Raw genomic sequence first — 16,206 nt, 5'->3', positions numbered from 1 at the left:
ATTAATGTATATACTTGTCCGTTGGTGAAAAAATTAATAATATTTTCTATTACTAATTCATCATATGTTTGAAAATGGAAGAATGGTTGGACACTTTCTATATATGAAAAAAATGCCCTTCTTAAAGAAAGGAACTTGTTTTCTATTAATAAATTCAATTAGATATATAGTTAGGGCTATACCTAAAAATCTAGATTTGTTTAACAAGAGCGTTTCTCTTAATATGAATGCGGGAAGTATCATAATGGGAGAGTGAAAAATAAGAAGTGAGTTCTTTATGAAGTAAAATGAAATGGAGTTGTTTAAAAGTTTCTTAAAGAATATTAAAATTATAGAGTGATTTACGGATTCAGGAGTAATGGTTAATGGAAAAAGGTAATTTGATTGATGGATTCAATATTTTATGAGGTGTCAATTGACACCTCATATTCTGATTATTTCTCTCATAAAACTTCCTCACTCACTCCAACAACTTCTTCAACAACTGCGTCCGATTACTGGCATTTAGTTTATCAAACATCGATTTAATATGTTTTTTCACAGTAACCTCACTCAAAAATAAAGTAGACGCAATTTCCGCATTAGTATACCCTTGCTCAATTAGCTTTGCCACTTCCTTTTCCCGAGGCGTAATGTCATTTCTTTCTAGGATCCGATCAGATGGAACCTGTTGTACTTGTGATGGGGATTCTTCTTGTAATTGTACAATGTATTCCTGACCTGTCTTTTTTAGCATTCGGTTGATATAGGTCACAACGTTTTCACTTTGAAGATCAATCACAAAAGTTGGCGTTTTCGTTTTACCGTCATAATTGTAATGCCAGCCGTTAGAATCAATTTCGTAGCCCAAACTAAGATGTGATTCGATAAAATATGGAATCGGTGCAGGGGATTCAACAATTAATTCACCTGTAATAATCATGGAGTAAAGTAAATGACCAATTGCTGCCTGCTGGGAAGAGTCTCCATAATCGAGCGTATCAACTGTTTCGATGAACCAGCCTGCACGAGTATTTGCCGGAACGGATAAACGTTTTTCCATGTTTGGTGATAAATGATTAAAATAAGTTGATGAACGAGGGGCCTTTTTTAGATAAGGTAAAGTTCTGCTATTAATTGGAATGATCACAGCAAAACCGATAATCACACCAGCATTGTCCCTCATAATACGTACGACATCATATCCCAAAGAAAAAAGTGTATGGAAATCAACCTGCTTCACTGTAAAACATGTTTCTTCTGCGGAAAGGAAAAAATCAAACCGCTTGTTCGAATAGGGATCGAACAGTTCAATTCTAGTGTCCTTGGCATGATTCAATCGCTTTTGTACATAGGCCTCTAATTCAGGTAAAGATTTACTGTCTACTGCTTCAAAATGCTTAGGAGCCAGGTCGATCCAGTTCATCAATGCCCGAATCAATGAATCACCAGTGTAATACATCACTTCAACAGCGTCCCTTGTGTTAGGCATTTGCTTGTTATTTTCAGTAAGTAATTTGTAATAATACTGCAAAGCGCGATTTCTTATTTTTTCATAAAGCTGGGGAGTTCTCGCCAACAGCTCCCGATTGACGGCATCCCTCATTAAGTTATGTACGGTCCATCCGCGATCCACTTTCCGTATGAACGAAAAACGTATCAATTGATAAAACTCTGAGGCAGATATTTCTTGATCCATGACAAATGACAACATTTCCTGATTAAAGTGCCTTAATATGCAAGCGGCTTCAATAAACGGACGCATATGTTCATCAGGAACTTCACGAATCCATTCATTCACCAAGAAAGGCAGGGATAGGTCATCTTCAATGGAAGAAGCCAATTCTTGAAAACCATCTTGCCCGTGGAGAAAAACGGTTAAAGATAGTGTTAAAGGATGACCATTTGAATAACGCCACAGTCTCTGAATGGTTTCCTCTTCCAATACATCGTTGTTTTTCGCATATTGAGCCACGGATTGATAATCCAGCTCAGATAATGGCATGCGAACAATGGATGATCTCCAGCTAGGCGAAACAAACCATGCTTGTGATAAAGGATAGCGACCAGCGATGACTATAATGACATTTTTGTTTAGATGCTTTAAAAAATAGTCTCGAAGCCATTGATCCAAACTTTCCATATACTCGTATGCATCGATAATTAATACGACTCGTTGAAGTGCAGCAACTTTGTTTAGTATGTGAACACATGTAAGAGGCATCTGTAATGGCTCTAACGAAGGCTCTACATTCGGAAGTTTGTCAAGAATATGTTCACAAAAAGCATGAGGCGTCTTCACAAAACCTTCGCTATCTATTGTAATGGTTACTGCGGAATATTCACGTGACAGTCTTTCAAATTTGTCTAAAAGGAAACTTTTACCGATTCCTGCAGTGCCATAGACACTAATGATGTTTTTGGATGGGATTGTCTCCTCCAATAGTTGAATGAACGTTTGACTCTCTTGTTTACGTCCGACTAATAAATTGTGATGTACTTCATCCAATCTTTCTTCTTTTAGCATTTTATCACCCGCTTGTTCCAATTTAGGGGAATTAAACCTTTATTTTCTATTTTACATATTTTCTGAAAATTGACTATATTTGTTTCTCGACAAGGTATCCTTTTGGATACCTATTTTATATCCGAAAGGATCATTATGTAAAAAATGTGATCGTGCTATTCTTAAAACAGAAAGCAGGAAGGCTGGTAAAAAAGAACATCAACAATGAGTATCTAAGCAATTTATCAACATTTTCTTTTTCGCTTATTTAGAATGAAGACAATAAATGGGGGTACTAATGATGAACAGTAATGGGGAGCCAATAACAATAGATCCTGAATGGGAAGAGTTGATTTTATCTGCATTAAATGAAGGGATTAGTCCTGAAGAAATTCGAAGGTTTTTAGGAAACTATCACAATGTTGATCTAAAAATAAAAAGTTGATTTCCAACTATATGTTAGAAATGCTTAAAGCCTTTGAAAGGAGGTGAACAATAATGAAAATTAAAGCGAAAAAAGTAGAGAAAATTAAGCCGACGGTCGCTGCAGGATGCTGCTGCTGCTGTGGTTGCTGCTAATTAGGCTAAAGCCAATATTCCTTTCAGTCAGAATGGAATATTGGCTTTAAAAATGAAAAATGATGAGGAGGAACAGAGTTGCCACAAAAACCAATGATGAAACCCATTCATCTTTATTATAAGAAAAAAGAAGATACGGTTAGGTTAGGAATGATGGAGGATGCGATCGATCTTGAGGATCCTAATGGAGCCATCTATCGATTAATGACCTTAATGGATGGTTCACGAACCTTCAATCAACTTTATCAAGAATTAATTGTCGATTATCCTGAAATTCATTTTTTCGAAATGGTTGAAGCCATTGAAGAATTAAACGGCATGGGCTACCTTATTGATGCATCGTTTAAGGATAAATCATCGCTTACAGCGGTAGAACAAGAGAGATTCAAAGGAAATCTAAATTACTATTCTTACAATGCAAATCTTTCAAAAAGCCCATATGACATTCAGGAACAAGTAAAAAATGCAAATGTGACGATTATTGGCATGGGCGCTTTTGGATGCAGTCTTTTGTTTAATTTAGCGGGACTCGGTGTCCAAAAGGTTAAGCTTATTGATTATGATACAGTAGAATTAAGTAATTTAAACCGTCAAATGCTGTTTAACGAGCAAAGTATCGGTCAGCCTAAAATTGAGGAAGCAAAGAACTTTATGTCTTCATTTTATTCTGCAATGGAAATTGAAACAGTTTCTGCAATGATTAGTAATTCCGAAATGGTTGAAGATCTTATCAAAGGAAGTGATTTGGTTTTGCTTGCTGCTGACCAGCCGCCTTTTTTATTGCCGCACTGGGTAAATAAAGCCTGTGTGAAGTTAGACATTCCATTTATTGCAGGAAGGCTGAACATTTCTTCAGCAGATATTTATACAATTCTTCCTGGTAAAACAGGGTGTGTTGACTGTAATTTTATTCATCTCCATCGAGAAGACAATGAAGAAGATCATGAAGAATTCAAGATTATCGCTAATTTTGTACCGCCAAACTGGGCCACTGCACCAAATTTAATGATGATAACCGGCATGATTAGCCATGAAGCAAAAGTTTTGCTTGCTGGGTTAGGAGTACCGAGTTCTTCAGGGAAAATTCTTCATCTTGATTTCCGCACCTTTAAAAGTGAAGTTCGCTTTGAATGGCAACGTTTACCCGATGAGTGTCCTACTTGTGGCCATGGCCATTCTGACATGTTTAAGATTTTGGAAGATGTTAGGTTTCAAAACTGGTCTATGGTTAAAAGATAGGAGAGTGTTTTTGTGAAACTAACCAAAGACAGTGTTGTTCAGATGCATCATTTAAAACAAAGACCTGAAAATGAAGAAGAAGTATTAATTGGAAGGCCAGATATTGGTCAATACATTATCCTGCCTTTGATTGCAATAGACATTATTGAGCTTCTAAATGAAGGAAGAACCATTGGTGAAGTGGAAAAAATCGCTTCTGACAGGATGGGTGAAGTTGTTGATGTGTTGGATTTTACAAAAGACTTAGTTACTGAATATCAATTAGTACATCAGATAGACGGGAAGGTAGTCAACGAAAAGTTGGAATTAAAGGGCCATTTTTCTTGGATAAGTCAAAGGACTAGTCAATTCTTTTTTAACCCATTAACCTTTACTTTCTTGACCGCAGCTTTTGTTTTCGGACTCATCATTTGTATATGGAATTCCAAGTATATACCAGTTTACTCTGATTTTTTCCTCTCATCATCCTTAGTTTCATCGTTAGCTGCAGGAATGATTTTAAGCTGGGTTCTTCTTTTTACTCATGAATTAGCTCACTTGATGGCCAGCCGGTCAGTAGGTGTTCCAAGTCGAATCGGGATTAGCCACAGGCTCGTGTTTCTTGTGGCAGAAACAGATATGTCAAATATTATTCTTTTACCAGCCAAAAAAAGATATAAGCCGATCTTTGCAGGAATGGCAGTAGATGGCGGAATGTTTGGGATTGGGGTTTTGCTTTTATTGCTGCAAGATGTTGGTTTTCTTGCTTTACCATCTGCAATGATTATGCTTATTAAATTTTGTAACTTAAACGCATTATTTTCATTGGCTTTCCAGCTAATGTTTTTTATGGAAACAGATGTTTATTACGCATTTACTACAAAGTTTAATTGTAAGAATTTACTCCATAACAGCCGTTTATATATAAGAAAATGCCTTAATTTAATGAAAAAACATCAGCTGGAAGAATGGGAATATATTGATAAGGATGAAAAGAAAATAGTTAAATGGTATTCCTGGTTTTATCTAATCGGCGTTTGTTGGGCAATTGTTCTTTTTCTTTTTTATGTACTTCCTCTTACATTTACCTTTGTATCTGATGCGATTGTTCAAACTTTTAATGGTGAAATGATCTCATGGAACTTTTTTGATGGCATCATTATTATTCTTCTTTCTCTAATCGAATTTGCCTTACTGATCTGGTCATGGATAAAAAAATATCAAAATAATCGCTTCGAAAAGGGGAAATACGCGAAAAACACTGAAGTAGATGGATAGTTGAATAGTTTTTATTTTGAATAGAAGGGTTTGATCGATATAAAAAAGGTTTTGAGATTACTCATCATCATGCTTATTGGTTCTTTATTAACAATGTCTGGATTAAAACCTGCCTATGCTGAAAATAGTTCTAATGAAAAAATCTCTCTTACCGATGTGACGTTTGAAACATGTGAGGAATCGGTCGCTTTTGAGGGAAATGTTCATTATATACAAAATGTAACGGTTGACCAAGAAGGCGGCCTCCATATCAAAATACAATGGAACTATGCAAATGCCAAAGGAATTGGATTGGAGAGCGGTGCGAGGTATGTACTTACAGCAATGGATAACCTTGTCCTTAATGTGAAAACTGGTCAAACCCAGTCAGGGGTATTTCATTCTCATGTCATAGCACTTGGACAAATGGGCTCTGATTTTATGATACATGGCACGTTTCATGTTACGGTTGATGCAGGTGGAAATGTGATTTCAGAAGTTACCAATCTTAAAGCTAGTTGTTATGAGAATTGACTACTTAAATAAAGTATGCATTTTATCATTTAGATCATTTATGAAACGTTCCCAAGAACAATGGCCATACTCCAAAAGGACATATCCACGTATAGATATGTCCTTTCCTCGTTACATTTAAAAAGTTAAACTTCTAAAACCTTTGTCCTTTCACCTTTAAAATTTGTAAGAAATGTTTGATTAAAACAATGGAAGAGTGTAAAATGTAATTGTATTCTTTATAAAGAACAAAGTGGTAGTTTTTTATCATGGAAGCCCAAAATTTTCTGTTTTTTTTTAAGTGTACTAGGAATTATATACTATTCATAGGTTATTTCTATGAATGGATGTTCTTTATTAAGAAGATTTTGGTGATCATAATAATTATTTGGAGGTAATAGTCTATGGCAATCCTCATCACAGGCGGAGCGGGATACATCGGATCCCACACATGCGTAGAACTATTAAATGCAGGTTATGAAATTATTGTTCTCGATAATTTAGTAAACAGTAAGATACATACCCTTGATCGAATAAAAGAAATTACTGGAAAGAATTTTAGATTCTATAAAACTGACTTGTTGAATAAAGCTGAAATACAATACATTTTCTTAGAAAACCATATTGAAGCAGTCATCCATTTCGCTGGGCTAAAGGCGGTTGGAGAATCAGTTGAGATACCGTTACGCTATTATCATAACAATATCACTGGAACATTAAACTTATGTGAAGTGATGAATGAATTCGATGTACATAACATGGTATTTAGTTCATCAGCAACCGTATATGGTTTGCAAGTGCAGGTTCCGCTTATAGAACAGCTGCCACTTCAAGCGACTAATCCATATGGAAGAACAAAACTAATGATAGAAGAAATATTAAGAGATGTATATGTATCAAATAAAAATTGGAGCATCGCGTTGTTACGATATTTTAACCCGGTTGGCGCTCATCCAAGCGGACGTATCGGTGAAGATCCTAATGGGATACCGAACAATCTTGTTCCATATATTACTCAAGTTGCTGTAGGGAAATTACCTGAACTTAAGGTATTTGGTAATGATTATAATACGCATGATGGAACGGGAATTCGTGATTATATTCATGTTGTAGATCTTGCTGCTGGTCATGTTAAGGCCCTTGAAAAGGTCATGTCATCTTCAGGAGTAACTGCTTATAATCTTGGAACAGGTACAGGATATAGTGTTTTAGAAATGATTGAAGCATTTAAAGAGGTGACAGGCCAGACGATTCCTTATCAAATTATTGAACGGAGACCAGGAGATATTGGTATTAGCTATGCAGATCCTTCAAAGGCGAAAAGAGAATTAAACTGGGAAGCTAAAAAGGGGCTATATGAAATGTGCTCAGATTCATGGCGCTGGCAAATGAACAATCCAAGAGGATATGATTTAGAAGAAAAAGAGCAAGAAAATCTAAGTGTCACACCATAATAGTAATCGTTTATTTATAAATCGTATTTATAGAAAAATTTTTAGCGAGAACGTAAAAAAACAGTTGTGTTCGTTAAAAATATATTGTAATGTTCTTTATATAGAATATTTTTCATTGAAATATATAAGGTATGAATGAAACACTCTTTTAAAAATTCAGTTAGAAATGTAGAATTCTACATATAAGTCCTTTATTAAGAACGAAAAGGCGAGGAATCATTGTTTACCAAGCAATGTTCACGGTGCAAAAGTTCCTCATTCAGTAGTCATTACACCTTTCAGTGGATATGTCCCTACTGTAAAAATGACCTTACAGAAACAAAGGCAAGGAGAGTAAATCATTCATTAAATGTAAAACGAATACAGCAAATCATAAATCATCAAAAAGGATTATCAACATATAGCCATATGCAACGTTCTCTGAAGCATAATCTGTTAGAAAAATAAGGGACTTCATAACAATTTAAAATAATAGCTTTAGATTATCATTTAGTTCTTTAAAAAGAACTAAATGATTTTTGTCAGCAAATTTCGGTTTTGAAATAGGAGTGGGAAAATGAGTGCAATCGCTGGAATTTATCATTTTAATAACGAACCAATAAATATCGAACAAGGCGAAGAGATCATGAAAGCTTTGCAAAAATTTCCCGCTGACGATGTTCAAATATGGCATAATGAGCGTATTTTCTTTGGCTGTCATTCTCAATGGATTACCCCTGAATCAGTTGGTGAGCAATTGCCTTATTACGATTATGAAAAACAATTGCTTATCACGGCAGATGTAATCATTGATAACCGAGACGAGTTATTTGAGCGTTTGCAAGTAGATCGTTCTAGCAGAAAGCATATGCCTGATAGTAAGCTTATCTTACTTGCATATGAAAAGTGGGGAGAAGGAGTAACAAATTATTTAATAGGTGATTTTGCCTTTATGATATGGGATGCAAGAAAGCAGCGTTTGTTTGGTGCAAGAGATTTTTCTGGAACTAGGACCCTGTATTTTTATAAAAATGAACAGAAATTTGCCTTTTCTACTATTATTGAACCTCTTTTTTCGTTACCCCATATTGATAAAAAGCTAAATGAACAATGGCTTGCTGAATTCATAGCAATCCCAGTAACATCTGACTCGATAACAACTGATGAAACGGTCTATCAACAAATTAAGCAGCTACCTCCATCTCATACAATAATGGTAAGTAAAGGAAAGGTTGAGTTATCAAGATATTCTACTATAGTAGCAGGGGAAAAGTTGAAGTTAAAATCAAATCATGAATATGAGGAGGCTTTTAGGGAAGTTTTTGAAAAAGCAGTGACTTCAAGGCTACGTACCCACAAACAGGTAGGTGCTCATTTAAGTGGAGGGTTGGACTCGGGTTCGGTTGTTAGTTTTGCAGCTAGGGCTCTTCAAGAAAAGAATAAGAAAATAAAGTCATATAGCTATGTACCTGTAGTTGAATTTGTTGATTGGACACACAGGTATAGAGTTGCAAATGAGAGACCATTTATCGAATCAACTGTTCATTATGTTGGAAATATTTCTGATCAATATTTAAGTTTTCCAGAATTGAGTCCCTTATCGGTCATCGACGATTGGATCGAAACGATGGAAATGCCCTACAAATTTTATGAAAATTCCTATTGGTTAAAAGGAATCTATGAACATGCCTCTAATGATGGAGTTGGCATCCTTTTAAATGGTCAAAGAGGGAATTGGACAATATCCTGGGGACACGCATTAGACTTTTATGCTGTTCTCTTAAAAAGATTTAAAATCTTAAAACTATCTCGAGAGATCGATTTATATAGTAAGAACATTGGTGTGAAAAAATCACGAACATGGAAATTTGTTAGTAAAAAGGCATTTCCTGCTCTTTCAAGTTTTTTTTCACCTGATGAACAACAACATTTTCCGGTTTGGATTAATGATGAGTTTGCAAAGCGTACGAATGTATTTGAAAAACTTGAAAAACAAGGGATCGATTTAACTGGGACATCTATATCGAATGTTTATCAAATTCGAAATAACCAGTTTCAACAAGTACATTTTTGGGGGCTTAACGGTACGATAGGAACAAAGTTGTCTCTTCGGTATTCTTTATGGGAACGTGATCCTACAAACGATTTACGCGTGGTTCAATATTGTTTGAATGTACCTGAGGATCAATATGTGCAAAATGGCGTCGATCGTTCTCTTATCCGTCGTTCTACAAAAGGCTACTTACCGGATAAGATAAGACTTAACCAAAGATCTCGAGGAATTCAGGGAGCAGATGGTGTTAATAGAATGCTTAATTCTTGGGAGCCGTTTATCGAAGAGCTAAAACAACTTACAACTGATTCTACATTGTCCGAACTGATAAACCCAAAAATTGTTCATGATTCAATAGAAAGAATTAAAAATAGTCCAAAGCCTGAAATGATATACAATTTTGAATTTAAAGTATTAATGCGAACACTTATACTTTATCGATTTTTAAAACACGTTGAAAGGAGGTGATTTTATGAAAAAGACATGGAAAACACCAGAATTAGAAATTCTTGATGTTAATATGACAATGGCAGGTCCAGGATCTACAATTCCAGACGCAGTACAACCTGATCCAAATGAAACAATTCACTATGAAAGCTAATCAGTTAAAATCTTAAGTTGAATTTAATGCCCTTATACATTCTTTGTGTAGGGGTTTTAAAAATAAACACCTTCAAAACGAAAAAAGCATATGTTTTCTCTATCTTTTGATAGATTGGAAAATTTTCATGGAGGAAGTTAAGTTTGAACACATTTATTACAAATAAGAAACGTTATAATGCTTTTGGTTTGAATGTGTTAAGTGACATTCAACTGCCAGAATTGCCACTGTCCGTAGATAAAGGAAATAGAGAAGATATTCTCATCCAACAAGAAGATCTAACTGGATTATGGAATGAAATTGGTGAAAATAAGAAATATTTTGTTGTAAAAGAAGATATCATCATGTTCCAATTGCCAAATAAAACAATTTTTAAAATCCAAAATGGTACAGAAATCTATTATTCTCCTATCGAGGATATAAATGAAGATCACATTCGTCTTTATCTCCTAGGAACTTGTATGGGTGCACTTCTAATGCAAAGAAAAATTCTTCCATTACATGGCAGCGCAATCGAAATTAATGGGAAGGCATATGCAATAGTCGGGGATTCAGGCGCCGGTAAATCAACACTTGCTTCAGCACTTATAAATAAAGGATATCGGCTCATAAGTGATGATGTCATACCAGTCACATTAAATAAAGAGATGATTCCAATGGTAACTCCAGCTTATCCACAGCAAAAGTTATGGTTAGAAAGTTTAAATCACTTTGGAATGGAATCGAATGACTACCGTCCAATTTTCGATAGAGAAACAAAATTTGCAATTCCTGTTACAGATCATTTTGTTTCAACGCCACTGCCGCTTGCAGGTGTTTTTGAGCTCGTTAAAACAGAAGGTAATGAGGTTGAATTACAATCCATTCAGAATCTATTTCGACTACACACACTATATAAGCACACATACCGTAATTTTTTTATTGCCCCAGCAGGCTTAATGGATTGGCATTTTAATCTAACTGCTAAGATTTGTGAACATATTGATATTTTTCAATTGTGTCGTCCGCTTTCACGTTTTACAGTACAGGATGTAACAAACTTAATGTTAACTAGAATAACTAAGGGGGAGTAGTGCATGAGTAAAACTTTACAAATTTCATCTGCGTCTATCGTCTGTCAAAAAGAAGGAAATATTGTTAGCGATATGGACGGAGAAAAAGTCATGTTAAATATTGCAAACGGTAAATATTATAATTTGGGTGAAATGGGCGGAGAGATTTGGGATCTGATTCAATCACCCATCACATTGAATCAATTGGTTCATACTCTGCTTGAACAATATGAAGTAGAAAAAGAGGAATGCGAGGAACAGGTTCTTTCTTTTTTAAAGAAATTATATGAAGAAGATTTAATCATTATCAAAGAACAATAAAAGGATATCGAAGAGGGAACGTGAGACCTTGAATAAGCTAAAGATTTTTTTATCATTGGATTGGGAAATGAAACGGCTTCTAATGGAATCGTTTTTCTATTTAGGAATTGGCAAATATCTAAAGAGTATTCCTTTTTCAAAAGTAGCTCCAACATTAGGTAAACATATGGAAGAAACGACTTTTGATCCACCAGTCGTGAATAAAAAAGTGTTACCTAAAATCTCGCAAGCTATTCAAATCATGAGCCGTTATACATTTTGGGAAAGTCAATGTCTTGTTAAAGCGATTGCTGCAATGAAAATGCTAGAAAAACGGCAAATTGAAAGCACTCTTTATTTAGGCACAGCACGAGATCAGAATGGCGAACTTATTGCACATGCCTGGTTGCGCAGTGGTCCTTATTACATAACTGGCTTTGAAGAAATGCACAAGTTTACGGTTGTAGGGAAATTTGCTAAAAAACTTGGAGGAAACAACGATGATTAAACAATCTGATCTTAATCTAGCAAACGTACCCAAGGAATTAACGGTTATTCTTGAATTGCTAAAGAATACCAACCGTGAATGTATGACAAAAAAATTTTCAGAGCTATTTGCTGGAGTGGATTGGAATCTGTTTCTAAAGCTGGCCCATCATCACCGCTTGTTTCCAGTTCTGTATTCTAAGTTAAAAGGAATAGGGGAAGGCCTTATCCCTCCATTTGTTATGCAAAAACTAGCCAACGATTATAAAAGAAATACAATTAACATGCTGCAATTAAGTGCAGAAATGGAGCAAGTGAGTAAGGTTTTTGCTGAGGATAAAATACGTGTTCTTTTCTTAAAGGGGCCAGTGATCGCTCATGACTTATATGGAGATATTTCTTTACGGACATCTAGTGATTTAGATTTTCTTATCCCTATAAAAGACCTTTCTAAAGCAGAGGATATTTTGCGAAAACTTGGCTATGAAAAGGACGATTATATTAAATCTGTCTTGAATGACTGGAAATGGAGACATCATCATGTTGCATATTTCCATCCCGAAAAAAGAATAAAGCTTGAAATTCATTGGCGATTAAATCCTGGTCCAAGCTTTGAACCTAGGTTCGATGAATTATGGAAACGAAAAAGGAAGAGTCATCTTCTTACACATAGTTCGGTTTATTTGTTAGGAAAAGAAGACTTATTTTTATTCCTCGCTTCGCATGGTGCAAGGCACGGCTGGTCAAGGCTTCGTTGGTTGTTAGATGTACACATGATGATTGAAAAAGACATGGATTGGAAGAAGGTATACAACTTATTAAGAAAATACCATTTCCAACATATTGGGGCACAGGCTTTGCATTTAGCTGCCAAACTTTTAAATTCAAACATTTCGGAAGAGATGAAGCCTATATTAGATAGCAAACATTCTTTTCAACTGGCGCAAGATGCCATTTTTTATCTTGAACATATGGTTAATTTACACACAGAACCGATTCCTGAAGATGTTTCTCGTTATCATTTACGTCATATCGTATCATTAATGTCTGTAAGACAAAAAGTATTATTTTACTTAAGTATGCTGCATCCATATTTTGAGGATACCGAAACTTTGCCATTGCCTAAACAATTGCATTTCTTATATTTCCCTTTACGTCCTTTCTTATGGATCTGGAGGCGAACGAGGAAGCATGCACTATCGTAAGGGAGGGGAGCTCTTGTCACATGTATTGTATTTTTTAAAGCAAATTCATTCCTATGCAGGGAACATACTATACCTCAATTTAATGGCGATGGTTTTGATCAGTCTATTAGATGGAGTAGGAATCTTACTGTTAATTCCGATGATTAGTATGAGCGGAATCGTCAATATAGATGCAGGTAACTCACTTCCTTTTGACTTCTCTGGTTTTCTGCAAGATATCCCAAATACAATAGGTTTATCTGTCATCCTAGCAATCTATGTCTTAATCGTAATTGGCCAAAATCTGATCCAGCGTAATATTACGATTCGAAATACAAACATTCAACATGGCTTTTTTCGTTATTTACGTATCGAAACATATGAAGCTTTGCTGCATGCAAAATGGGATTTTTTTATCAAACACCGAAAATCAGATCTTATTAATTTATTAACAGTCGAAATTGCTCGTTCGAGCGCGGGAACTCATTCTTTTTTACAATTTATGTCCTCTCTTATTTTTACCTTTATACAAGTTGGCTTAGCCTTTTTACTTTCGCCAAATATTACGGTATTTGTATTGCTGTGTGGGTTAGTCCTTATTTTTTTCAATCGTAAGTTTCTAAAAAAATCCTTCGCGTTAGGAAACAAAAATTATACGTTAGGTAAGGAATATCTTGCGGGAGTAACGGATCAAATAAATGGAATAAAAGATATAAAAAGTAACACCTTAGAAGATTCAAGAATGGACTGGTTTCGTAAGGTAACCAAAGGGATGTTAGATGAACAAATCGAATATTCAAAAATGAAAACGACTTCTCAAATGTACTATAAAATTGCTTCGGCTGTCTTAATTGCTGTGTTTATTTATCTTGCGGTAAATATCTTTCATGCTCAGGGCGGGCAGTTAATGCTTATTATCATTATCTTTTCAAGATTATGGCCGAGAGTTGCTGGTATTCAAAGTTCAATGGAGCAAATTGCCACAACTCTTCCTTCGTTTAAAGCGGTTAAGAAATTACAGGACGAATGCAGAGAGGCGCGAGAGTTTACTTTGAGTGAAGACCTAGAATCACAGCCAGTTCAAGTTTTGCAGGAAATTGAGTGTCGTAATGTATGTTTCAGTTATCAGCAAAATGATTCATACGCTCTAGGGAATATAAATATAGTGATTCCCGCTAATAAAATGACAGCTTTTGTCGGAAGGTCTGGAGCTGGAAAAAGTACGCTAATTGACCTGTTGATGGGGTTAAATAAACCGCAAAAAGGGGAGTTATTAATAGATGGTACTCCTCTAACCAATGAAAAACTGATAGCCTTACGAAAGGCCATAAGTTATGTTCCGCAAGATCCTTTTCTCTTTAATACAACCATTAAAGAGAATTTGAAAATAGTTGCACCAGAAGCATCAGAAGAACAAATTTGGGAGGCATTGAATTTTTCTTCAGCTGCAGAATTTGTTAGGAAGCTTCCAAATGGTCTAGATACACTTATAGGAGATAGAGGTATTCGCCTTTCTGGCGGCGAACGTCAGCGGATCGTTCTTGCGCGGGCTATTTTACGTAATCCTTCAATCCTTGTATTAGATGAGGCGACAAGTGCACTTGATACGGAAAATGAAGCAAAAATTCAACAAGCCATTGATCGCTTAAAAGGAAGAATGACCATTGTTGTTATTGCTCACCGTTTATCTACGATACGTAACGCAGATCAAGTTGTTGTATTGGATAACGGCTCAATTATTCAAAAAGGGGAATTTGGTCAGCTTGCAGATGATAAACGAAGTATGTTTCGGGAACTGCTAAGTCACCAAATTAAAGTCACTTTGTAGCACTCACTTAAATGGTGGGTGTTTTCGCCTTTAATTTTATGATGTAAATATAGAAATTGGAGAGATGTAAATGGGGAAAGCGGTTGGTAAAGTGATTATATGTCTGCTGCTAATGTTAATTATTTTAGTTAGTTATACAGTTTGGGATAATAATCGTATAACAGTAGTGAAACAAGATATAGAAATTGAAAATTTACCAACAGAATTTGAAAACTATAAAATACTCCAGATAACAGATCTTCATGAAAAAGAATTTGGTGATAATCAGTTAAAATTGATAGAGAAAATAAATGCGATTGATTATGATGCAATCTTCTTAACTGGTGATTTGTTATCTGACAAAATCAGTACAAATTATAAGCCAATATATGAATTACTAGATGGAATCAACAACAAAGAGAACGCCATTTTTGTCCCAGGTAATTCAGACCCTTGGACGTATGTGTATGATTTGGATCATAATATGATAAAACATGAGTTTATTGAAGGGTTAGAAAAAAGAGGAGTGAAGCTTCTCGAATCATTCCATACAGTAAAAAAGGGAAATTCTTATCTGCACTTTGTTGATTTTGAGTTATCAACGCTTGATACAGGAAAGAGAGCAGCCATACCAAAGGGAGAAAGATTAGCAAATCATGTCCGTCATCAAAATCAATTATTAGGTGAAATGTCTAAGTTTGATTCAGCTAATTCCTCTGATACACTTATCGCCTTAACTCACTATCCTGTTGTAGACGCCAAAATCGACCAACTGATCAACGATCGAACTCGTAAATTCAGAGACTACGACCTTATCATCGCAGGCCACTACCACGGTGGACAAATCAGACTCCCATTCATTGGCGCTCTATTTGTCCCGGAACCATACTATGACAATGGCGGGCTTTTCCCGCCGCAAGACAGAGTAAAGGGACTTTGGGAGTATAAAGGAACGAAGCAATATGTCAGTGCCGGGTTAGGGAGCAGCAAAACGATTTCTTTCTTGAAGTTTCGCTTGTTTAATACTCCTGAAATAAATGTGCTTACATTAAAGAAAAAAGACTAAATATTTTATCGTTCAAAAAAGGTCATATTCCTATGACCTTTTTTAGTCTAAGTGCGCCCAGCATGGGTGTAATCTATAGGGTGAAAGTCCCGAACTGTGAAGACAGAAGTAACAGTTAGCCTAACACAAGGGTGTCTATGGTGACATGGAATCTGAAGGAAGTGAGCGGCAA

14 protein-coding genes are annotated in these 16,206 nt (G+C 35.5%); 13 read left to right on the top strand and 1 reads right to left on the bottom strand.

The window, feature by feature from the left end; genetic code table 11:
- Positions 1-460: 460 nt before the first annotated feature.
- Positions 461-2,506 carry a LuxR C-terminal-related transcriptional regulator gene (locus tag WQ54_RS14730; RefSeq protein ID WP_046517738.1) on the bottom strand — a complete coding sequence of 682 codons (2,046 nt, stop codon included), beginning with the start codon at positions 2,504-2,506 and terminating at the stop codon, positions 461-463.
- Between the two features lie 277 nt (positions 2,507-2,783).
- Between WQ54_RS14730 and WQ54_RS32675 the strand changes: the two genes are divergently transcribed.
- From WQ54_RS32675 to WQ54_RS14670, 13 genes are all read left to right on the top strand, one after another.
- Positions 2,784-2,930 carry an anti-repressor SinI family protein gene (locus WQ54_RS32675; RefSeq protein ID WP_156177957.1) on the top strand — a complete coding sequence of 49 codons (147 nt, stop codon included), beginning with the start codon at positions 2,784-2,786 and terminating at the stop codon, positions 2,928-2,930.
- A gap of 212 nt (positions 2,931-3,142) precedes the next feature.
- Complete coding sequence (locus tag WQ54_RS14725) at positions 3,143-4,303, top strand: ThiF family adenylyltransferase (RefSeq protein ID WP_046517736.1); 1,161 nt, start codon at positions 3,143-3,145, stop codon at positions 4,301-4,303.
- A 12-nt stretch (positions 4,304-4,315) separates the two neighbouring features.
- Complete coding sequence (locus WQ54_RS14720) at positions 4,316-5,560, top strand: hypothetical protein (protein WP_046517734.1); 1,245 nt, start codon at positions 4,316-4,318, stop codon at positions 5,558-5,560.
- Positions 5,561-5,590: 30 nt separating this feature from the next.
- Positions 5,591-6,073, top strand: coding sequence for a hypothetical protein (locus WQ54_RS14715; RefSeq protein ID WP_046517733.1), 483 nt, complete (start codon positions 5,591-5,593; stop codon positions 6,071-6,073).
- A 383-nt stretch (positions 6,074-6,456) separates the two neighbouring features.
- Positions 6,457-7,506, top strand: coding sequence for a UDP-glucose 4-epimerase GalE (galE, locus tag WQ54_RS14710; protein WP_046517731.1), 1,050 nt, complete (start codon positions 6,457-6,459; stop codon positions 7,504-7,506).
- Between the two features lie 556 nt (positions 7,507-8,062).
- A complete protein-coding gene (locus WQ54_RS14705; protein WP_046517730.1) occupies positions 8,063-10,006 on the top strand; it encodes an asparagine synthase-related protein in 1,944 nt (647 codons plus the stop codon).
- Positions 10,007-10,010: 4 nt separating this feature from the next.
- The gene (locus WQ54_RS33615) at positions 10,011-10,139 is read left to right on the top strand and encodes a paeninodin family lasso peptide (protein WP_046517728.1); all 129 of its coding nucleotides are present in this window, start codon (positions 10,011-10,013) and stop codon (positions 10,137-10,139) included.
- Between the two features lie 143 nt (positions 10,140-10,282).
- On the top strand, positions 10,283-11,212 hold the full coding sequence (locus tag WQ54_RS14695; protein WP_046517726.1) for an aldolase: 930 nt from the start codon (positions 10,283-10,285) through the stop codon (positions 11,210-11,212).
- A gap of 3 nt (positions 11,213-11,215) precedes the next feature.
- Positions 11,216-11,512 carry a lasso peptide biosynthesis PqqD family chaperone gene (locus WQ54_RS14690; RefSeq protein ID WP_046517725.1) on the top strand — a complete coding sequence of 99 codons (297 nt, stop codon included), beginning with the start codon at positions 11,216-11,218 and terminating at the stop codon, positions 11,510-11,512.
- 67 nt (positions 11,513-11,579) lie between these two features.
- Complete coding sequence (locus WQ54_RS14685) at positions 11,580-11,999, top strand: lasso peptide biosynthesis B2 protein (protein ID WP_046517808.1); 420 nt, start codon at positions 11,580-11,582, stop codon at positions 11,997-11,999.
- On the top strand, positions 11,992-13,182 hold the full coding sequence (locus WQ54_RS14680; RefSeq protein WP_046517723.1) for a nucleotidyltransferase family protein: 1,191 nt from the start codon (positions 11,992-11,994) through the stop codon (positions 13,180-13,182). Before WQ54_RS14685 ends, WQ54_RS14680 begins: the two co-directional genes overlap by 8 nt.
- A gap of 13 nt (positions 13,183-13,195) precedes the next feature.
- Positions 13,196-14,989: an ABC transporter ATP-binding protein gene (locus tag WQ54_RS14675; RefSeq protein WP_046517806.1), complete on the top strand. Its 1,794-nt coding sequence runs from the start codon at positions 13,196-13,198 to the stop codon at positions 14,987-14,989.
- A 70-nt stretch (positions 14,990-15,059) separates the two neighbouring features.
- Complete coding sequence (locus WQ54_RS14670) at positions 15,060-16,034, top strand: metallophosphoesterase (RefSeq protein WP_046517722.1); 975 nt, start codon at positions 15,060-15,062, stop codon at positions 16,032-16,034.
- The last annotated feature ends 172 nt before the right edge of the window (positions 16,035-16,206 follow it).

This window comes from Bacillus sp. SA1-12 (assembly GCF_000981385.1).
GTDB lineage: Bacteria > Bacillota > Bacilli > Bacillales > Bacillaceae > Metabacillus.
This window is presented reverse-complemented; position numbering and strand designations above follow the sequence as displayed.